The sequence below is a fragment of the Pseudomonas sp. FP2254 genome (assembly GCF_030687695.1).
Taxonomy (GTDB): Bacteria; Pseudomonadota; Gammaproteobacteria; order Pseudomonadales; family Pseudomonadaceae; genus Aquipseudomonas; species Aquipseudomonas quebecensis.
The window spans coordinates 4,253,198-4,272,924 of sequence record NZ_CP117444.1 but is presented as its reverse complement, the minus strand read 5'-3'; the positions used below and the strand labels follow the sequence as shown (position 1 = coordinate 4,272,924).

Sequence of the window (19,727 nt, the reverse complement as noted above, 5' to 3'; positions counted from 1 at the left end):
GGGGGCGGCGCGCCGTCGGCGGCAAAACTTATCCCACCGACGGCCAACCGTTGCCGTCAATGGGCGATATGTTCCAGGGCCAGGTTGCGCGTGCGTGGCCCGAACCAACTGATGGTGATCATTACGATCAACATGCTGCTGGCGATAAACGCCAGTACACCGGGCGTGCCCAAGTGCTCGAGAATGAACCCGATCAACAGACTGCTGAACACCGTCGACAAGCGGCTGAACGAATAACAGAACCCCACCGCCCGCGCGCGAATATTGGTTGGGAACAGTTCGCTCTGGTACGAGTGATAACTGAAGCTCAGCCAGGCATTGCAGAACGTGATCATCACCCCGCAGAACACCAGCCCCACCGCCGTGGTCTGTAGCGCGAACAGGCTGCCGAAGATTACCGCGCCCATGGCCGAGCCGACGATCTGCCACTTGTTCTCAAAGCGGTTGGCCACCTTCACGAACAGCAACGGCCCCAGCGGATAGGCGAGGGTGATGATAAACGCGTACAGCAAACTGTGGGTCACACTCACGCCCTGGCCCGACAGCAACGCCGGCAACCAATTGCCAAAGCCGAAAAAACCGATGGCCTGGAACACATGGAACACGATCAGCATCAACGCCCGGCGTCGGTACGGCGGCTGCCAGATATCGGCAAAACGCCCGCTGCCCTGCACGCTGACGGCCTCTGGCTCGGGCTCGTCCAGCGGTTTGCCGTGATCCTGGCGGCAGTGCGCCTCCAGGTTGTCCATGATCTGCCCGGCCTCGTCGAAGCGGCCTTGTTGCGCGAGCCAACGCGGTGATTCCGGCAAACGCTTGCGCAGTTGCCAGATAAACAGCGCAAACACCGCACTGCTCAGCACCACCCAACGCCAACCGGCGATCCCGAATGGCGCCTGGGGCACCAGCCACCACGACATCAGCGCCACGGCGGGCACCGACAGAAACTGGATAAAAAACGCGAAGGCAAACGCTGAGCTGCGCATGCGCTTGGGCACCAGTTCCGAGAGGTAGGCGTCGATCGTCACCAGCTCGATGCCCAGGCCGATGCCCACCAGAAAACGCATGCCGATAATGCCCAGGGCGGATGTCTGGATGCCCATCAACACGGTGGCCACCGTGTACCAGATTAGCGCAAAGGTGAAGATCGCCCGGCGCCCGAAGCGATCGGCAATCGGACTGAGCAGGCTGGCGCCGAGGAACAGGCCCAGAAAGGTCGCGGAGGCGAACGCGGCCTGGTCGGAGAAACCGAACACACCCTCGCTGCCGGTGTGGAAAATTCCATCGCTGATCAGGCCTGGGCTGATGTAGGCAGTCTGGAACAGGTCATACAACTCAAAAAAACCACCGATCGACAGCAGCGCCACCAGGCGCCAGACGGTGGCGACGGCGGGCAGGCGGTCGATGCGTGCGCTGATGTGGGCAGCGCGCAACGGGTCGATGCCGTCGGTGGCTGAGGCGGTGAGGGTCGACATGGCTGAGATTCCAGGGGCAGTGACCTGGAATCTTAGCCGGCTAACGGAAACTGCTGCTTGTTAAGTTGCAGGTGGCGCCGAGCACATTTGGCAATTAATTGCGCATAAGGCGCATGGCTTAAGGTTTTATGGCGTGGCGATCAATTATGACCATCAAGGGCGAATGCCTTGAAGCCCGCATGCTGGCTGAGCCTGTCGTAATAGGCCGTCACCGCGGGAAAGGGCGGATGCTCCATCGGCGTCATGCGCCAGCGGTGCACCGACAGGCCGATAAGGATGTCGGCCAGGGTAAATTCATCACCGGCGACGTAGGCCTGCGTCTTGGTCAACTGTTGTTCGAGGATGGCCATCTTGTCGTTCCAGCCTTGCACACCGGCCTGGATGCGTTGCGGGTCCTGATAGTCCGGGTTTTTGCGCACCAAGGCATGGAACGCGTAGCCCCAGGACGGGTTCAGCTCGGTAGCCTGCCAATCCATCCACTGCTCCACCCGAGCCCTTGGCGCGGGCTCGGCGGGCAGCAGGTCATGCCGTTGGTATAGGCCGACCAGATAGCGGCAAATGGTATTGGATTCCCACAGCACGCCGTGGTCATCGATCAGCACCGGCACCTGAGCGTTGGGGTTCAGGGCCAGGAACTCGGCGGATTGAGTGGGTGTGTAGCCGATGCCCCAATCTTCACGCACGTAGTCGATGCCCAGTTCCTGGCAGGTCCAGAGCACTTTGCGCACGTTGATGGACGACGCGCGGCCCAAGATTTTCAGTGAGTGTCCCATGGTGCTTCCCTGGCGATGGAGAGAGGGACAATCTAGCAGGGGCGACAAGCGACGGCGATATCTCTAAGTGTGCACGGAAAAAAATGTGCGAAGGGGAGGGGCTCAACAGCGTGGGGCGTGCAGGTCCGCGGCCTTGCCGACCAGCAGTACGCTCAGCTCACTTAATTGATGAATGGCCAAGGCGACATCACGGTGTTTACCGGATAGGTCATTGGACAAATCAAGCAGCAAGGTGCTGACGGAACAGACGGTTTCGTAACTGTTGATCAACAGGCTTTCGATGGAGACATCGGGGATGACGGTGAAAAGCGTATGCGTGGGATGTGGGCTTTGCATGTTTAAGTACCTGATTTGGGCTGATACCTCATCGCTACTAAACGAGGGTGGCAGCTGTACGCAGGTTAGTAGACCGGTATCCCACACAAACCCGGCGCACCCGAAGGCGCCCTGCGCACAGCCACCATCAAGCATCGATAGGCTCATGCATCTTGTGTTGGGAGGCTCGGGCTACTAAACCCGATCACCGAGAATTCAGCGACCGGCAAACCTTAAAGATCGCCTCCCAGGCACACAAGCCGGCGGATTCTGACGTAAGCGTAGGCAAGCGGGCAAGGCGCTTACCGTAATGTCAGCTGCTTCCTACACCTGTCCTACGTGCTCTCCCGCACGCGCAACTCAAACCCCATATCCACCACCGGCTTGGCGATCTTGTTACCCGCCATGATCGTCAACAAATGCTCCGCCGCACGCCGGCCAATCGCTTCGCGCGGAGTGCTGATGCTGCTCAGGCGCGGCACCATGAAGGAGGAGGACGGCAAGTCGTTGAAACCCAGCACCGCCACTTGTTCGGGCACCTTGATGTTATGGCGCAGCGCTTCCAGCAATGCGCCCTGGGCCAAGTCGTCATTGCCGAAGAAAATCGCATCCACATCCGGATGGCTGGCCAGCAACTGCAGAAACAACTCGCCGCCCAGGCCCACGGAAGAGGGGCGCGGCGTCAGCAGTTCCAAGGCGGGGTCGTAGAGGCCGGCCTGTTGCAGCGCGCGGCGAAAGCCTTCGCCGCGCAGCAGGGTGCGTTGGTCCAGTTGCGCGCCGATGTACGCCAGGCGCTTGCGCCCACGGGCGATCAAGTGCGCCGCCGCCGTTTCACCGGCGACCAGTTGCGAGAAACCCACGCAGTTCACGCCGGCGTTGGGGTCCAGGTCCATCATGTAGACGCAGGGTACGTTGCTGGTCTCGACCATCCGTCGGGCGCTTTCGGTGCGGTCGAAGCCGGTCAGCAGCAGGCCTCGCGGCTGGTAGGCCATGTAATTGCGCAGCAGGTTTTCTTCTTCATCGCGCGAGTAGTGGGAGTTGCCGATCAACACTTCGAAGCCCTTGGGCCGCAGTACCTGATGAATGGCTTCGAGGGTTTCGATGAACAGCAGGTTGGACAGCGAAGGCACCAGCACCACCACCGAATGGCTCTGGGCCGAGGCCAATGCGCGGGCGGCGGGGTTGACCACGTAATTGAGTTCGGCGGCGGCGTGCCGGACTTTTTCCGCCAGCTCCGTGGCCACGGTGCTGATGCCGCGCAGGGCGCGTGAGGCGGTGATAGGGCTGACGCCGGCCAGGCGGGCGACTTCGTTCAGGGTGGGGCGTCCCGTCGTGCGGGTATTTTTATCGTTCTTGGAGGTCATCAGGCGGCTTGCCAAACAAAAATCGAGGCACTAAGGTAGCGCTGTCTCCAAAAGGCTGCAAATACTTGAACGTTGGGTTGCCTGATCCTGTTCAAACCATTGGAGCGGATGCACGCGTCACTCCATAAAAAAAGACAAGACGGCGCGGGAAAAGCCTGTTTTTGCACTAGCCTTACAGCGTGCAAGGGTAGCGCTATCTGCGTCCTGAGGTGTTTCATGAGTCAACCTGTTACCGCCTTGGTCATCATGGGTGTTGCCGGCTGCGGCAAGACCAGTGTCAGCGAGGCCCTGTGCCGCCTTAACGGCGCCACCGCCATTGAAGGCGACAGCTTTCACCCCGCCGCCAACATCGAAAAGATGAGCGCAGGCCACCCCCTCAACGACGACGACCGCGCCGGCTGGCTCGACATCCTCTGCGATGAGCTGCGCCGCTCGCTCAAGGCCGGCCAACACCCGGTGCTCACCTGCTCGGCCCTCAAGAAAAAATACCGCGACCACCTGCGCGAAGCCGCGCCGGGCCTGGGGTTCGTGTTTCTGGAACTGACCCGTGAAGTGGCCGCCGACCGCGTGTCCCACCGCCCTGGGCACTTTATGCCGGCCAGCCTCATCGACAGCCAGTTCGCCACCCTCGAATCGCCCAAAGGCGAGCCGCTGACCCTGGCCCTCAACGCCAGCCGCGACAACGTCGAGCAACTCGCCGAGCAGACCAACGCCTGGTGGCTGGAACACGGTTTTGAACCATCCAAATAATTGTTTGCCGGACAAGATAGCGCTATCCCCGGCAACTCATTCAATACCCGCTTTAATAACAACAACAAACAGGAGAGACCCCCATGTTTGGCATGTCCCACGAGTCGTATCTGCTGCTTGATGCAGTGGTCACTATTATCGGGCTGATCGTCTTGATCACCCGTTTCAAGGTTCACCCGTTTATCGCGTTGATCATTGCGGCAGGCTTTCTCGGCCTGACCTCGGGCATGCCCGTGGACAAGATCATCAAGGCGTTCCAGGACGGTTTCGGCGGCGTGCTCGGCTTTGTCGGCATCATCCTCGCCCTGGGCACGATGCTCGGCAAGATGATGGCCGAATCCGGCGGCGCCGATCAGATCGCCCAGACCCTGATCCGCGCCTTCGGCAAGGAAAAGGTCCAGTGGGCCATGATGTTCGCCGCGTTTCTGGTGGGTATCCCACTGTTCTTCGAAATCGGCTTTGTGCTGCTGATCCCGCTGGTGTTTATCGTCGCGCGCCGCACCGGTGTGTCGCTGATCAAAATCGGCATTCCGTTGCTCGCCGGCCTGTCGGCGGTGCACGGCCTGGTGCCGCCGCACCCGGGCCCGCTGCTGGCCATCGGTGTGTTTGGCGCGGACATCGGCAAGACCATCCTGTACGGCCTGATCGTCGCACTGCCGACCGCCATCATCGCCGGCCCTATCTTCGGTACGTTCATCGCCAAGTACATTCCGGGCAACCCGTCCCAGGAACTGGTGGATCAACTGGCCCGCGAGCCGGAAAGCAAAGACCTGCCGAGCTTCAGCATTACCCTGATCACCGTGCTGTTGCCGGTGTTCCTGATGCTGCTCAAAACCTTCGCTGACATCGGCCTGCCGGACGGCCACATCGTGCGCAACTGGATGGATATGATCGGTCATCCGATCTCCGCCCTGCTGCTGGCGTTGCTGCTGTCCTTGTATACCTTCGGTGCGCGTCAGGGCATTCACTCCAAGCAGATCCTCAAACTGCTCGACGCCAGCCTTGCGCCGACCGCCGCGATCATCCTGATCATCGGTGCCGGTGGTGGCTTCAAGCAGATGCTGGTCACCAGCGGTGTAGGTGACGTGATCGGCCATATGGCCGTGACCGCGCAGATCAACCCGATTCTGCTGGCGTGGCTGGTGGCGGCGGTGATTCGCGTGGCCACCGGTTCGGCCACTGTGGCGACCATTACCGGCGCGGGCATCGTGGTGCCGGTGGTGGGCATGATTCCGGGGGTGAACCGCGAGCTGCTGGTGCTGGCGACGGGGGCGGGCTCGTTGATCCTGTCTCACGTCAACGATGCGGGGTTCTGGCTGGTCAAGCAGTACTTCAACATGACCGTGGCCGAGACCTTCAAGACCTGGACGGCGATGGAAACCATCCTGTCCGTGGTGGCGTTGATCTTCATCATGTTGCTGTCGTTAGTGGTCTAACAGGCACACCACAAGGCAAGGGTGAAAACCCAATCAAATGTGGGAGGGGGCAAGCCCCCTTCCACATTTTTAACTGCATTTCTGCAACACAAATGGCTAGGCTTTCTGGACCAGCCCATCCGCGCGGAACATCCCGCGAATCCCACGCACCGCCTGGCGAATGCGGTCCTGGTTCTCAATCAGCGCAAAGCGCACATGATCATCCCCATACTCGCCAAAGCCGATTCCCGGTGACACGCACACCTTGGCTTCCAGCAGCAGCTTCTTGGCAAACTCCAGCGAACCCATGGCGGCATACGCCTCCGGGATCTTCGCCCAGACGTACATCGACGCTTTCGGATTCTCGACCATCCAACCCAACTCATGCAGGCCCTTGACCAGCACATTGCGGCGTTGGCGGTATTGCTCGGCGATGTCTTTTACGCATTGCTGGTCGCCCTCCAATGCTGCAATCGCCGCCACCTGCAACGGTGTGAACGTGCCGTAGTCGTGGTAGCTCTTGATCCGTGCCAGGGCGTTGACCAGTTCCGGGTTGCCCACCATAAAGCCGATACGCCAGCCGGCCATGTTGTAGCTCTTGGACAGGGTGAAAAACTCCACCGCAATGTCCTTGGCGCCGGGCACCTGCATGATCGACGGGGCTTTCCAGCCGTCGTAGACGATATCGGCGTAGGCCAGGTCGTGGATCACCAGCACGTCGTACTGCTTGGCCAGCGCAATCACACGTTCGAAGAAATCCAGCTCCACGCACTGCGCGGTGGGGTTGGACGGGAAACCGAGGATCATCATTTTCGGCTTGGGGATCGAACCGCGGATCGCCCGTTCCAGCTCGGCGAAGAAATCCACGCCAGGCACCAGCGGCACCGAGCGCACCTGGGCGCCGGCAATCACGGCACCGTAGATGTGAATCGGGTAGCTGGGGTTGGGCACCAGCACGGTGTCGCCCTGGTCCAGGGTGGCCAGCATCAAGTGCGCCAGGCCTTCCTTGGAACCGATGGTCACGATGGCTTCGGTCTCGGGGTCGATATCCACTGCATAACGGTCCTTGTACCAGCGCGAGATCGCCCGGCGCAGGCGCGGTATGCCTTTGGAGGTGGAGTAACCGTGGGTGTCTTCACGCTGGGCCACTTGCACAAGTTTTTCGACGATGTGCGGCGGCGTGGCGCCGTCGGGGTTGCCCATGCTCAAGTCGATGATATCTTCGCCGCGCCGACGCGCAGCCATCTTCAGCTCGGCAGTGATATTGAACACGTAAGGGGGGAGTCGATCGATGCGCGCAAAGCGGCGCGGCGAACCTTGTTCGGCCATTGTTGCCTCGAGAGTACGTAAGCGCCCGGAACCGTCCGAGCGACGTCGGCCACTGCGGTGGCCTGCGGGGCAGACAATACGGTCGGTGATGGCCAGTTGTCCAGATGCGTAGGAAAATTTTCTGCTTGAGGCGCCGCGTGGAAATGCCCCTATACTCGACGCGGGTTCGTTCCCTTATAAGAAGGAGACTGTTCGTATGGATCAGCAGACAAAACAACCGCTGGAGCCACGCCTGGAAGCAGGCAAGGCCTTGGTGATCGCCGGGGTACAAGGCCGTTATTCGAAGGCCACCGTCGGCGATATCCCCCGGCTGTGGGAGTTGTTCGACAGTTGCATCAAGGACATCAAGAAACGTGTCGGTGGTGTGACCTATGGCGTGTGCCATAACCCCCGCCACGGCGAATTCGATTACATGGCCGGCGTGGAAGTCCCGTCCAAAAGCGATGTGCCGAGCAACTTTGAAGTGATCGAAATTCCACCGCTCAACTATGCCGTGTTCCCGCATCATGGCCCGGTACAGGCGTTGGAACAGACCTACGAGCGCATCATGTTCGAGTGGTTGCCGCACTCGGGCTACAAGGTGATGGGGGCGGATTTCGAGCGCTACAGCGCGGATTTTGATGCGCGCAAAGGCACGGGAACGGTGGAAATCTGGTTACCGATCGGAGAGCGGGGCTGAACCGGCAACCAATGTCGCGTAAACATGACATGGACCTCTGAACGTCATGTTTACGTGACTGTTATTGCTTCGGATGAAGTGCCCGGCTCAACCTGCGCTCGTAGCCAACCCGCCCCTTATAGGCCTCGCCGCTGTCCACCCACCCAAGCCCCAGATACAAGCCCATCGCCGCCACATTGTCCGTGTCCACCGACAACTCCAAGCCCTTGATCTGCGGCCATGCCTCCAGCGCCACCGCCGGCAATGCCTGCAGACACGCCTTGCCGAACCCACGACCCTGTTGCCGCCGGTCCACCTGCAAGGCATGCAGCGTAGCGCTGTGTTCATCGGCCCAGTGGGGCAGGCAAGGTGGACGTTTAAGCAGCAGGAAGGCCACCGGCAAGTCGTCGGCCAGCAGCGCAAAGCCTTTGACGCCGGGGCTGGGTTTAGCCAACAGGCTATTGAGCGCGCAATACATATCGCCGCAAAACGGCAACTGCTCAGGGTGAACTTCGATGGCGCTGACGTGCTGTTGTTGCATGGCAGTCAGCGCCGCGTAGTCGACGAGGCGGGTGTGCATCGAGGGTGTCCGAACGGCTGCAAGTAGGGGCGCAGTCTATCGGGTTTGGTGCAGCGACATTATTTTTCAACCGCGCCGTCCCACTTTAGTCGTCCCGATCATTCCAGCATTTTGCCCAACAACCAGCTCCCCGCCGGCCCCGGTGGATGATGCCGCGACCACAACGCATCCACCGCCACCGAGCGCGGCCAGCCGCGTGCTTTCAGCTCCACCAATTGGCCGCCGCCAAACCGTTCCACCAGCCAGCGCGGAATTGGCGCCCAGCCGAAACCCAATTGGGCCATCTCCAGCAGCATCAGGTAACTGGGGGCCGACCAGACGCGGCCGTTGGCGCGGGTTTCATTCGGGTTGATGATGCTGGCCAGACGCAGTTCGCGATGCTGTTGCAGGGCGTGCGCGGTGAGCGTGCCGAGGCGCGCCAGGGGATGTTTGGGGGACACGAACAGGGCAATTTCCGTGCGTTCTTCCACGGGCGCGCGCGTCAGGTCCGGTGGGTACACGTCCTGCTGTTCAATAAACGCGATCTGCGCGCGACCACTTTGCACCAGCGCGATCAGGTCCTCGCACTCGGCGATCAGGCATTCCAGCTCAAGGTCCGGGTAGCGTTGTTCGAATGCACTGAGGGCGACCTCGAAACGGTCGGACTGGTAGGTGTCCGACATCGCGATGCTCAGCTTAGGCTCCAGCCCCTGGGCCAGCTGGCTCGCCGCCAATTCAAGCCGGCTGCTGGCCTCCAGCACCTGCTCGGCGCGTTGCAGCAGCACATGGCCGGCGGGGGTGAGGGTCGGCTTGCGACTGCTGCGGTCAAACAGCACCACATCCAGGTCGATCTCCAGGCTCGCCACCGCCGCGCTGACGGTGGATTGGCTCTTGCCGAGCTTGCGCGCCGCCGCTGAAAACGAGCCTTGGGTAGCCGCCTGCACAAACGCCTGCAGCACTTCATGTGAGGCCATGACTATCGCCTTGATCGATGGTTATTGGTTATGAAGTATCGATTCAAAGGGTAATGATGGCAACCTTCCTCACTGTGGAGCCGGGTCATGAGCCCTAGCAAATCCCTTACCGAACGCGTGTGCCAGGCCATCGGTTTCGAAGCCCTGGCGTTGTTGATCTGTACGCCGTTGCTGGCCTGGATCATGGACAAGCCCGCCCTGGAAATGGGCATGGTCACCCTGGCGATCAGCGTGATGGCGCTGACATGGAACGTGATCTTCAACGGCCTGTTCGACCGCCTCAAGGTGCGCCTGCAGTTGGCCAACAACCCATGGACCCGCGTGCTCCATGCGTTGCTGTTCGAAGGCGGGCTGATCCTGGTATGCGTGCCGTTGATCGCGGCGTGGCTCAAGATCAGCCTGTTGCAGGCTTTCATCCTCGACATCGGTGTACTGCTGTTTTTTCTGCCGTACACCTACGTGTATCACTGGGGGTATGACGTGCTGCGCGAAAAGCTCCTACAAAAACATCCCGCCCGACGCCTCGATACGCTGCCCGGTGATCCAGTGGCTGCCGTCGGCGAGCAGGCTGGCGATCGCGCCACCGATATCGTCCGGTAAACCGGCGCGGCCCAGGGCGGTATTGCTGGCGACCATCGCGTTGAGGTCGGCGTTGTCGCGCACGGCGCCGCCACCGAAGTCGGTCTCAATAGCACCGGGGGCGAGGATGTTGACGCTGATGCCACGCCCGCCCAGCTCCTTGGCCTGGTAGCGGGTCAGCACTTCCATCGCGCCTTTCATCGCCGCGTAGGCTGCGTAGCCTGGCAAGCTGAAGCGCGCCAGGCCGCTGGAGACGTTGAGGATGCGACCACCGTCGCGGATCACCGGCAGCAGTTTCTGGGTCAGGAAAAACGGGCCCTTGAATTGGATCGCCAGCAGTTGGTCGAACTGCGCTTCGGTGGTCTCGGCGAAGCTGGCGTGAATGCCGATACCGGCATTGTTGATCAGAAAGTCGAAGCGATCCTGTGCGAAAACATCCTTGAGCACGCCAGCCACATCGCCGACGAAATCACCGAACGTCGCGCTCTGGCTCACATCCAGCTTCAGCATTGCGGCACGACCGCCCAATTGTTCGATCTGCATCAGCAGTGCCTGGGCTTCGTCGGCCTTGCTGTGGTAAGTGCCGATGATATCGACGCCCTGTGCGGCAAGGTGCAGCGCGGCGTTCTTGCCCAGGCCACGGCTGGCACCGGTGATAAGTGCGATTTTACGGGTCATGGTGCAGTCCTCTTCGGATGTGAATGTGGGACTGAGTGTATTTGTCCGCCTGTAACGTGATAAACAGAACGAAACCGGAATCACTGGCCGGATAAGGCGAACAATCCCATGAACAAACTTGAGTTGCTGCGCACCTTCGTACGCGTCACCGAGCTGTCGAGTTTTACCCAGGCCGGCGAGAGCCTGGGCCTGCCGCGCTCTACCGTGTCCGAGCATGTGCAGGCGCTGGAGGAACTGCTCGGTGCACGCTTGCTGCAACGCACCACGCGCAAGGTGCAAGCCACCCAGGATGGTCGTGTGTTGTACGAGCGCAGCAAGGATTTGCTGGCCCATATGGAGGAACTTGAGGGGCTGTTTCGCCAGGACGAAGCTCAGTTGGCCGGGCGGATACGCGTGGACATGCCCAACGCCCTGGCGCGGGAGTTGATTCTGCCGCGCCTGCCATCGTTCATGGACGCACACCCGCTGATCGAGCTGGAGATCAGCGCCACCGACCGCCAGGTCGACCTGCTCGCCGAAGGGTTCGACTGCGTGTTGCGCATCGGCGCGCAGCCGGATCAGACGGTGGTAGCCCGCTCGCTGTGCAGCCTGCCGATGATCAATTGTGTCAGCGCCAGCTACCTGCAGCGTTTTGGCGTGCCACACACCTTGGCCGACCTCACCGACCATCACTTGGTGCATTACGTACGCCCGCTGGGATCACGTTCGGCGGGGTTCGAGTACCTGCAGGGCAATAAGGTGCAACGGCTTCCCATGAAGGGGCGGGTGACGGTCAACAGCACCGATGCGTACAAATCGGCTTGCCTGGGCGGCTTCGGGATTATCCAGGTGCCGACCTTGGGCATGGCCGACGAATTGGCTCGTGGTGAACTGGTGGCGATCCTGCCGGACTACCCGCCACCGCCGTTGGATGTGGCCCTGCTGTACGCCGGGCAACGGCATTTACCCATGCGGGTGCGGGTGTTCATGGACTGGTTGGCGGCCATGGTGCAACCCCACCCGCATGTTTGATCAAGGTGCGTCAGAACAGGTTGGTGAACAGCCAGTACAGGCTGCCCGACAGAAGAATCGCCGCCGGCAACGTCAGCACCCAGGCCATCAGCAAATTGCGGATGGTCTTCATCTGCAAGCCACCGCCGTTGGCCACCATGGTGCCCGCCACGCCGGATGACAACACATGGGTAGTCGAGACCGGCAACCCATACATATCCGCCGCGCCGATGGTCAGCATCGCCACGGTTTCCGCCGCGGCGCCCTGGGCGTAGGTCATGTGGGTCTTGCCGATTTTCTCGCCTACCGTCACCACAATGCGCTTCCAGCCGACCATGGTGCCGAGGCCCAGGGCAATGGCCACGGCGATTTTCACCCACAGCGGGATAAAGCGCGTGGCATCGTCGATCTGCTGTTTGAACAGTTGCAGTTTGCCTTGGGTGTCGGCGTCGAAGTTGCCGACCTTGCCCTTGTCCATCAGGCGAATGGTTTCGCTGGTCAGGTACATATCATTGCGCACGTTGCCGACCGCTTCGGCGGGAACCCTGGCCAGGGAGCCGTAGCCTTTGACTTCATCGCCAATGTGGCCGGCGAGGGCGGCAAGGGCCGGCACCAGTTCCGGAGTGGCTTCCTTGGTGCGCACATACACCGACAGAATCGCGCGCGGGTCGCCTGGCGCGGCCTGCGGCGCGCTTTTGACCAGCGCGGCCTGGGTCACTTCGGCCACCGCCGCAAATTGCAACGATTGTTCGGCGGGCATGGTGCGGTTCAGGGCATAAGCCATCGGCAGGGTGCCGACCAGAATCAGCATGATCAGGCCCATGCCTTTCTGGCCGTCGTTGGAACCGTGGGCGAACGACACGCCGGTGCAGGTAGCGATCAGCATGCCGCGAATCCACCACGGCGGCGGGGTGTCGCCCTTGGGGGCTTTATACAGCGCGCGGTTTTTCACGAAGGCGCGCAGGGCCAGCAACAGCAAAGCGGCAAACACAAAGCCGATCAGGGGCGACAACAGCAACGCATAACCGATCTTGGTCGCCTGGCTCCAATCCACCCCGCTGGTGCCGTCGCGCCCATGCATCAAGGCGTTCGCCACGCCCACGCCGATAATCGAACCGATCAGGGTGTGGGATGACGACGCAGGCAACCCCAGCCACCAGGTGCCGAGGTTCCACAGAATCGCGGCGATCAGCAGCGCGAAAATCATGGCAAAGCCGGCCTTGGAGCCGACCTGCAGAATCAACTCCACCGGCAACAGGGCGATGATGCCGAACGCCACCGCGCCGCTGGAAAGCAGCACGCCGAGAAAATTGAAAAAGCCCGACCATACCACCGCGAAGTGCGGCGGCAGCGAATTGGTGTAAATCACCGTGGCCACAGCGTTGGCGGTGTCATGGAACCCGTTGACGAACTCGAAGCCCAGGGCGATCAACAGTGCCACGCCCAGCAACAGGAATGGCGTCCAGGTGGTGACCTGTGCGCCCATCTCGTGCATGTCGTGCATCAGGCTGTAGGCGGTGAATAACAGGCCCATGGCAAGCACGGCGAAGAAAATGATCACCGTGACCAGGCCGGGTTTCTTGTCGAGCCGGGGTTTGGGGCCTGCCAGGGGGGCGGACGTGGAAGCAGTCAGGGAAGGGGTGGCCATGCCGGAGCATCCAGAGTGAGGAGGATGTCGCCCATGATCATTGCAGAATGTTACAGAGATGCTGCGGCACGTCAGTGTTTAGGTGATTGAAGGCGCCGTCGGTCTGCTCGTGCAGCCAGGGCAGGGCGCACTCAGTAGTCCTTGCGCTTGCGGAATGCCCAGCGTCCGGCAATCAAGGTAAACGTCGCCACCAGCGCCACCAGAATCCAGAACCCCTCCGGATCCTGGGAAAGCGGCACGCCGCCGACGTTCATGCCGAAGAAACCGGCGATGATGTTGATCGGCAGCGCCAGTACCGTCACTACGGTGAGGGTGAACAACGTGCGATTGCTCTGCTCGTTGAGGTTGGCGGCGATCTCTTCCTGCAACAGCTTGATGCGTTCGCCCAGGGCCGTCAGGTCGTTGATGATCAGCGCGAATTCCTCGGTGGACTTGCGCAGCTCTTTGACGTCTTCCTTCTGCAACCACTGCGGCGGACGGTTGAGCAGCCGCAGCAGCGAGCCCGGTTCCAGCGCCAGCAAGCGTTGCAGGCGCACCAGCACCCGGCGCATGGCGCCCAGTTCGGCGCGGTTGGTGGACACGCGCGAGGAAAGTAACTGGTCTTCGATATGGTCCACGCTGATGCTGGTCTTGCGCACGATCTGCGTCAGCACCTCGCCCTGATCGCGCAGCAAATGCACGAGCAATTCCAGCGGCGAACGAAAGCGCTCACCGCCTTTGACCGACGAACGCAATTTATCCACCGAGTGCAGCGGTTGCAGGCGCGCACTGATCAACAGGCGGCTGCGCGCACACACCCACAGCGTGGAAATATCCGAGGAGACCATGCTGCTGAAGTTGAATACCACATCGTTGACCACCGCCAGCAAGGCCGCGTCGACGTGTTCGATGCGCGTGGAGCGCGAGCCTTCATGCAGCGCTTCGAAGAACTCTTCGGGCAACTGCAGGTGAGCCTTCATCCAACGCTCGCAGGCCGCGTGGGCCAGGTTCAGGTGCAGCCATAGGAATTCTTCCGAGTCGGCCGGTTGCTGCAGTGCTTGCAAGGCCGTGGCTGAGTCGATCTGCTCGCCTTTTTCACCTGGGCGAAAACGAAAACCGTAGAGCAAGCCAAACAGGTCAGAGTCCTGGTGGCTGTGGTCGATGCTGTGGTTCATGGAGGCTCGCAGAGAAAGCGCCTGTAGGACTTTTCACAGGTTCGCGTGGGCGAATCATTGCAGGGAGATTTGACAGTTTTGTGACGGCTCGGAAGGGCTGACCACGGGTCAGCTACGCTCAAGAAGCGTCTGGAACGGTCGATCCAACGTGTAAGCACCACTGTCGAAAGGGTTGGCGGGATGACAGGGATGTGGCTGTGCGTGCGCCTTTCTTCCTGTATCGAGGCTTTCCCCGATGAACGTTTTACGAGCTTCACTGAGAGCGCAGATTCTGTCGCTGCTCGGCGGGAGTCTGTTGGCGATGCTGTTGATCGCCCTGGCTTGTTTCAACTTCTTGTCCAATGGTGTGCAGAGCTATCGCAGCTTGATCGATGGCCCGTTGCACACCTCCCAACTGATCGATGAAGCCAACCTGCAATTCAAAGTGCAGGTGCAGGAATGGAAAAACGTTCTGCTGCGCGGCAAACAGCCTCAGGACCTGGAAAAATACTGGGGCCAGTTCGAGGCACGACAACACGATGTGCAAGGCATTCTGGCGCGGCTGGTCACCCAGACCGACAGCGATCCGGCGTTGAGCCGACGCATTGAAACCCTGCGCCAGGAACATCAGCAACTCGGCGTGGCCTACCAGAAAGGCCGCGACGCCTACGTGGCTTCCGGTGGCGACCCGGTGGCCGGCGACACGGCTGTCAAAGGCGTGGACCGCGCCGCCAGTGAGCAGATGAGCGCCTTGGTCAACGATCTGCGAGAGCAAGGCAACCAGAAATCCCTGACCATCAGTGCCTATGCCGAGCGCACCGTAGTGGTGGGCCTGGGCATCATGCTGCTGTCCGGTGTGCTGATCGGTTTGTTCAGTCTGTGGTTGATCAACCGTAACCTGATCCAGCCAATACGTGGCCTGATCGACTACGTGACGCAATTGAGCCGTGGGCGTTTTGCCGAGCGAGTCGCCAGCCGGCGCCAGGATGAACTGGGTCATCTGGCCGCCGCCGCCAATACGTTGCGCGACTTCCTGGCCGAGACGTTCAGCCGCTTGCAACGCAGTGCCACCGACTTGGTCAATGCCAGTGGCGAGCTGAATTCGATTGCCGGTCAGATGGCCTCGGGCACCCACGATCAATTTACCCGCACCGATCAGGTGGCCACGGCCATGACTGAAATGTCGGCCACCGCCCAGGAAGTTGCACGTCACGCCGCCGACGCATCCCGCGCCGCCGATGAGGCCGACCGCTCGGCGCGTGAAGGCGGCGACGTGATGCAAGTCACCATTGCCACCATCGGCCAGATGCGCACTGAAATCCTCAACACCGGCACCATCATTCGTCGCTTGGAAAACGACAGCGTGCGCATCGGCAAAGTACTGGAAGTGATTCGTGGGATTGCCGAGCAGACCAACCTGCTGGCGCTCAACGCCGCCATCGAGGCGGCACGTGCAGGGGAGGCGGGCCGCGGTTTTGCGGTGGTCGCCGACGAAGTACGCAGCCTGGCGCAACGCACGGCGGCGTCGATCATCGAGATCAACGGGATCATCCAGGCGGTACAAACCGGCGCGGTGGATGCGGCCGAGGCGATTGTCAGCGGGCAGTCATGCAGCGACGACAGTGTGGAAAAAGTCACTCAGGCCGGTGCCATGCTCGCGCACATCACGCAGGCGGTGGAGGCGATTCGTGACATGAACCGTCAGATCGCAACCGCGGCCGAAGAGCAGACCTCGGTGGCCGAGGACATCTCGCGCAATATCACACAGATCACAACGGTCGCTACCGCCAACCTGGACAACGTGCGACGCACCGAAGCGGCGAGCCAAAACCTGCGAGGGCTGTCCGGGGAGCTCAATGAAGTGACGGCGCGACTGGGCGGTTGATCGCGCATAAAAAGCGCCACCCTCGCGGGTGGCGCAATCGTTGGTCAGGAGTCCTGCTTGTCTTCGAGTACGGCGCCGGTCTTGGCGTCGAGGGTCACATCCCACTTTTTGCCGGCGGTGTCGGTCATTTCGACCTCGTAAGCCAGTACGCCGTTTTTGTGGTCCAGCTCGGTGTCGGTGATGCTGGCGCCGGCATGCTTGGCCACGGCGGCGGCGTTGAGTTTTTCGAATGGCATTACCGCGCCGGACTTGAGCAGACCTTCAATGTGGTCCGGGCGAACATCCGCCTGGGCCAGGCCGGCAGTCAGGGTCAGAGCGGTGGCGGCGAACAGGGCAGTCAAAGTTTTCATGGGGTGTGTCCTTCTCGGTTGAGCTGTTTAAGTGGCGCCAGATTAACCGGCGCAACTTAACTCACCCTTAAAGGCGGGCTCAGAACTTATTGTCCCTGAGCAAGTCCTGCACACTCGACGACGGCCAGCGTTTGTAGAACTTGAGCAGTTCGGCGGCGCGGTTGGTGAAGATGCCGTCGACGCCGGCCTTCATCACTTTCTCGAAGTCCACCGGCTCATCCACGGTGTACACGTGCACCAGCAGGCCTTTGTCGTGGGTCAGCTTGTTCATCTCAGGTTTCACCAGGTCCGAATAGCTCTGGTCGCCGAGGTTGGTCAACTGGGCCGACGGGCCGGTGCCGATGGCGCCAAGGCGCTTGGCCTCGTCCACCCACTTTTCGAATTCGGCAGCGTCCTTGGGTTCTTGCTTGGCGTAGTACGCGGCCTTGGTCGGCTCGCCGGATTCGGCGAAGGTCTGCTTGGATTTAGGCTCGATGCTGCCTTCGCCCACCCACAGCAGCAGAATCTTCGGCGTGTTCGGCATTTCCTTCTGCAGCTCTTTGAGGCTCGCGGTTTCGAAGGTTTGCAGCACCACGCGGCCCTTGCCCTGGCCAACCCCGGTGTTGCTCTTGCCCAGCTTGGAGCCGGCGGAACTCAACCAGCCTTTATCCAGCAGTTTGTTTTTCAGGTCGGCTTCGATGCCGGGGAATTGCTTGGGTTCTTTGGTTTCGATGTACAGGCCGGGTTTGTGCTGCGGGTTGCCTTCGGCAATCTTGATGATGTCGTCCAGGCTGAGGATTTTCAGGCCGACGAAACCGGGGCGCGCGCGGTCCGGGTAGGCGGCGTTGAACCAGCTGCCGGCGTCGAGGGTTTGCAGTTCCTTCCAAGTGAATTCGTTGGCCGGCGCGTCCTTGCGCTCGGGAAACTTGGTGGCCACATCGGTGGTGCGTTGCAGATTGTTGTCGTGCAGGGCGAACAGCACGCCGTCCTTGCTGCGCTGCAGGTCCAGTTCCAAGTAGTCGGCGCCCAGGTCACGCGCAACCTTGTAAGCGGCGGCGGTGGACTCGGGGGCATCGTAGGAGGCGCCACGGTGAGCGATCACAGCGGGGTAGGGAATGCCTTCGTTGGTTGCCAATTCAGCCGGGCTGATCGGTTCGGCGGCCTGTGCATGGCCCAGGCCGAGCATCAGGGCGAGCAGCAAGGCGCTCTTAGTGAACGTGGCAGGCATAGGCGAAGTCCTTTCTTGGAGGTAGCTTTGAGAAGGGCTCCTTTTTAACAATTGATTGCGAAAGGCGCTATCACCAAACCGACATTAACGTGTGCACCCATCGATTTTCTGCCTTTTTCAGCAGGCATTGCAGTACTCTTGCCCGCAGCTGCCCCGTCAGAGGACAGCAATTTCTGCCACGCGTGTAAACCATCTTTCCAGTCCCTGTGGGACTTTTCAGTGAGGTTTAGCATGCGCATCACTTCCGAGCTTATCTGCCAGGCCGCCGACCAACTCAACGGTTTCGTCGGCCTCAACCGCAAGACCGGTCAATACATCGTGCGTTTCAGCGAAGACTCGTTCGGCATGGACGTTGCCGATGACGGCATCATTCCCTGCGCCGAATTTGTCTGGCTGCCGGCCCCGGGGCAAACCATGACCCTGTCCCGCGAGCGCATCCAGTTGCTGCTTGATCAGAATATCGACGATCGCATCCACATCACCGAACCGCTGCGGGTGTACATGCGCCGGGTGGAAATCCCGCAGATCAGTGCCTTGCGCAGTCTGGTGCAGGCACACGCTCGCGCCTAAAAGGCATAGTCGCGCTCCACCTTGCACACTCGTGTGTGAAACGCCGAATACCAGGTGGAGCGCCCTCGCTCACGCACCTCCCGGTGTTCGGCGTGGTGTTTCCAGGCCAGGATCGCCGCTTCGCTGGCCCAATACGATACGGTGATCCCCAGGCCGTGCTCCCGCGCCGACTCTACCCCGAGAAACCCCGGTTGTTCGCGCGCCAGTTCGAGCATGCGCGCGGCGGCCCGGCCGTAGCCTTGATCGTCTGCGGTGCGCAGCGAGGTGAAAATCACCGCGTAGTAAGGCGTCGCCGGGGTGCTGGCGATCATGCCGACACCGCCTGGCAGGCCTTGAGCAGCGCCAGTACCAACGGCGCGGGGGTGCCTTTGAGCGCGGCGCGTTCCGGTTGGAAAAGGGTGGCGACGAAGAACGGGTGGTCGAGCAACTCCACCGCGCGCAGATCCCCGGTCGAATCATGCCCGGAGGCGATCAGTGCCCCTGCGAGCAATGCATCGGCGAAGGTCGGGTTTACCCCGTAGCGGCAGCGATAGCCTTCTTCGATCTGCAACTGGCCGTAGGCTTCGGCGATCCGCGTGTAGGGCGCTAAACCCACGGTATCGGTGGCTTCCACCAGCGAGCACGTTAACGGCGCGATCACTGCGCGGGCGGCATTGGGCGCCAGCTCGCCGTGCTCGGCATCGGCCCAGCCCAGCACGTTGCGGGCATACTCAAGCACCGCATGTTGAAAACCGCCGCAGGTGCCGAGGAAAGGGCGCCGTTGTTCGCGGGCAAACCGAATGGCGCACAACGCGCCTGCGGTGTCGCGGTAGGGGCTGGCGGGCACGCACCAGAAACCATCGAAGCCGTGCAGTTCGGTGGCGGGCGTCACGGTGTCGGTGGCCAGCCATTGCGCGTGAACCTGCACGCCAAGGGTGTCCGCGGCCTGTTGCAACGAGATGGGAATCGCCTGGTGCGCAAGCACATCGGGGTTGTAGTCGCCGATCAGGGCAAGGTGCAGGTGAGGGTGTTTCATTGGGTGCATCCCATGGCTTGTGGTGTCCTGGCGTGCACTATAGATTGGCGCTCACGCAATCAA

General features: G+C 61.2%; 21 protein-coding genes and 1 pseudogene. 8 read left to right on the top strand and 14 right to left on the bottom strand.

What is annotated here, in order from left to right; translation table 11 throughout:
- Nucleotides 1-56 precede the first annotated feature (56 nt).
- The 4 genes from PSH94_RS19635 to PSH94_RS19620 form a co-directional block, all read right to left on the bottom strand.
- Nucleotides 57-1,472, bottom strand: a complete 1,416-nt coding sequence (locus tag PSH94_RS19635; protein ID WP_181080128.1) for an MFS transporter — start codon at nucleotides 1,470-1,472, stop codon at nucleotides 57-59.
- Between the two features lie 140 nt (nucleotides 1,473-1,612).
- Entirely contained in the window at nucleotides 1,613-2,245 is a 633-nt protein-coding gene (locus PSH94_RS19630; RefSeq protein ID WP_181080129.1) for a glutathione S-transferase family protein, read from the bottom strand.
- Nucleotides 2,246-2,347: 102 nt separating this feature from the next.
- Nucleotides 2,348-2,581 carry a DUF6124 family protein gene (locus PSH94_RS19625; protein ID WP_181080130.1) on the bottom strand — a complete coding sequence of 78 codons (234 nt, stop codon included), beginning with the start codon at nucleotides 2,579-2,581 and terminating at the stop codon, nucleotides 2,348-2,350.
- A 314-nt stretch (nucleotides 2,582-2,895) separates the two neighbouring features.
- Entirely contained in the window at nucleotides 2,896-3,927 is a 1,032-nt protein-coding gene (locus PSH94_RS19620; RefSeq protein ID WP_181080171.1) for a LacI family DNA-binding transcriptional regulator, read from the bottom strand.
- A 213-nt stretch (nucleotides 3,928-4,140) separates the two neighbouring features.
- On the opposite strand from PSH94_RS19620, the gene PSH94_RS19615 reads away from it, so the two are divergent.
- Both PSH94_RS19615 and PSH94_RS19610 read left to right on the top strand, forming a co-directional pair.
- On the top strand, nucleotides 4,141-4,674 hold the full coding sequence (locus PSH94_RS19615; protein WP_181080131.1) for a gluconokinase: 534 nt from the start codon (nucleotides 4,141-4,143) through the stop codon (nucleotides 4,672-4,674).
- An 83-nt stretch (nucleotides 4,675-4,757) separates the two neighbouring features.
- Nucleotides 4,758-6,110, top strand: a complete 1,353-nt coding sequence (locus tag PSH94_RS19610) for a GntP family permease (protein ID WP_305435597.1) — start codon at nucleotides 4,758-4,760, stop codon at nucleotides 6,108-6,110.
- A gap of 96 nt (nucleotides 6,111-6,206) precedes the next feature.
- Here the strand turns inward: PSH94_RS19610 and alaC are convergent, their stop codons facing one another.
- Nucleotides 6,207-7,418 carry an alanine transaminase gene (gene alaC, locus PSH94_RS19605; RefSeq protein ID WP_305435596.1) on the bottom strand — a complete coding sequence of 404 codons (1,212 nt, stop codon included), beginning with the start codon at nucleotides 7,416-7,418 and terminating at the stop codon, nucleotides 6,207-6,209.
- A 196-nt stretch (nucleotides 7,419-7,614) separates the two neighbouring features.
- Here alaC and PSH94_RS19600 point away from each other — a divergent pair, with 196 nt between their 5' ends.
- Nucleotides 7,615-8,097: a GyrI-like domain-containing protein gene (locus PSH94_RS19600; protein WP_305435595.1), complete on the top strand. Its 483-nt coding sequence runs from the start codon at nucleotides 7,615-7,617 to the stop codon at nucleotides 8,095-8,097.
- Nucleotides 8,098-8,158: 61 nt separating this feature from the next.
- On the opposite strand, the gene PSH94_RS19595 is transcribed toward PSH94_RS19600, so the two are convergent.
- Together PSH94_RS19595 and PSH94_RS19590 are read right to left on the bottom strand one after the other, a co-directional pair.
- Nucleotides 8,159-8,656, bottom strand: coding sequence for an N-acetyltransferase (locus PSH94_RS19595; RefSeq protein WP_305435594.1), 498 nt, complete (start codon nucleotides 8,654-8,656; stop codon nucleotides 8,159-8,161).
- A 98-nt stretch (nucleotides 8,657-8,754) separates the two neighbouring features.
- On the bottom strand, nucleotides 8,755-9,609 hold the full coding sequence (locus PSH94_RS19590; protein ID WP_266246495.1) for a LysR family transcriptional regulator: 855 nt from the start codon (nucleotides 9,607-9,609) through the stop codon (nucleotides 8,755-8,757).
- Between the two features lie 87 nt (nucleotides 9,610-9,696).
- On the opposite strand from PSH94_RS19590, the gene PSH94_RS19585 reads away from it, so the two are divergent.
- Nucleotides 9,697-10,209 (top strand): multidrug/biocide efflux PACE transporter, encoded by a 513-nt coding sequence (locus PSH94_RS19585; RefSeq protein WP_253509076.1) that lies wholly within the window; start codon nucleotides 9,697-9,699, stop codon nucleotides 10,207-10,209.
- Here the strand turns inward: PSH94_RS19585 and PSH94_RS19580 are convergent.
- A complete protein-coding gene (locus PSH94_RS19580) occupies nucleotides 10,108-10,866 on the bottom strand; it encodes an SDR family NAD(P)-dependent oxidoreductase (protein ID WP_305435593.1) in 759 nt (252 codons plus the stop codon). The two genes, PSH94_RS19585 and PSH94_RS19580, sit on opposite strands and share 102 nt — an antisense overlap.
- Before the next feature lie 108 nt (nucleotides 10,867-10,974).
- On the opposite strand from PSH94_RS19580, the gene PSH94_RS19575 reads away from it, so the two are divergent.
- Nucleotides 10,975-11,877, top strand: a complete 903-nt coding sequence (locus PSH94_RS19575) for a LysR family transcriptional regulator (RefSeq protein WP_253509073.1) — start codon at nucleotides 10,975-10,977, stop codon at nucleotides 11,875-11,877.
- A gap of 10 nt (nucleotides 11,878-11,887) precedes the next feature.
- Here the strand turns inward: PSH94_RS19575 and PSH94_RS19570 are convergent, their stop codons facing one another.
- Nucleotides 11,888-13,504, bottom strand: a complete 1,617-nt coding sequence (locus tag PSH94_RS19570; RefSeq protein ID WP_253509071.1) for an inorganic phosphate transporter — start codon at nucleotides 13,502-13,504, stop codon at nucleotides 11,888-11,890.
- Nucleotides 13,505-13,635: 131 nt separating this feature from the next.
- A complete protein-coding gene (locus PSH94_RS19565) occupies nucleotides 13,636-14,658 on the bottom strand; it encodes a transporter (protein WP_181080141.1) in 1,023 nt (340 codons plus the stop codon).
- A 235-nt stretch (nucleotides 14,659-14,893) separates the two neighbouring features.
- On the opposite strand from PSH94_RS19565, the pseudogene PSH94_RS26190 reads away from it, so the two are divergent.
- Together PSH94_RS26190 and PSH94_RS26185 are read left to right on the top strand one after the other, a co-directional pair.
- Nucleotides 14,894-15,589, top strand: a pseudogene (locus tag PSH94_RS26190) (methyl-accepting chemotaxis protein); the annotation flags it as partial.
- A 165-nt stretch (nucleotides 15,590-15,754) separates the two neighbouring features.
- Nucleotides 15,755-16,522: a methyl-accepting chemotaxis protein gene (locus PSH94_RS26185; RefSeq protein ID WP_370694782.1), complete on the top strand. Its 768-nt coding sequence runs from the start codon at nucleotides 15,755-15,757 to the stop codon at nucleotides 16,520-16,522.
- Nucleotides 16,523-16,566: 44 nt separating this feature from the next.
- Here PSH94_RS26185 and PSH94_RS19555 read toward each other — a convergent pair whose 3' ends face one another.
- Together PSH94_RS19555 and PSH94_RS19550 are read right to left on the bottom strand one after the other, a co-directional pair.
- Nucleotides 16,567-16,872: a PepSY domain-containing protein gene (locus PSH94_RS19555; protein WP_253509068.1), complete on the bottom strand. Its 306-nt coding sequence runs from the start codon at nucleotides 16,870-16,872 to the stop codon at nucleotides 16,567-16,569.
- A 79-nt stretch (nucleotides 16,873-16,951) separates the two neighbouring features.
- Complete coding sequence (locus PSH94_RS19550) at nucleotides 16,952-18,079, bottom strand: glycerophosphodiester phosphodiesterase (protein ID WP_181080144.1); 1,128 nt, start codon at nucleotides 18,077-18,079, stop codon at nucleotides 16,952-16,954.
- Between the two features lie 231 nt (nucleotides 18,080-18,310).
- Between PSH94_RS19550 and PSH94_RS19545 the strand changes: the two genes are divergently transcribed.
- Nucleotides 18,311-18,649: a DUF2025 family protein gene (locus PSH94_RS19545; protein WP_181080145.1), complete on the top strand. Its 339-nt coding sequence runs from the start codon at nucleotides 18,311-18,313 to the stop codon at nucleotides 18,647-18,649.
- Here the strand turns inward: PSH94_RS19545 and PSH94_RS19540 are convergent.
- A complete protein-coding gene (locus tag PSH94_RS19540) occupies nucleotides 18,646-18,960 on the bottom strand; it encodes an antibiotic biosynthesis monooxygenase (protein ID WP_181080146.1) in 315 nt (104 codons plus the stop codon). The two genes, PSH94_RS19545 and PSH94_RS19540, sit on opposite strands and share 4 nt — an antisense overlap.
- Nucleotides 18,957-19,664 carry a CTP synthase gene (locus PSH94_RS19535; protein ID WP_305435591.1) on the bottom strand — a complete coding sequence of 236 codons (708 nt, stop codon included), beginning with the start codon at nucleotides 19,662-19,664 and terminating at the stop codon, nucleotides 18,957-18,959. Before PSH94_RS19535 ends, PSH94_RS19540 begins: the two co-directional genes overlap by 4 nt.
- Nucleotides 19,665-19,727 lie beyond the last annotated feature (63 nt).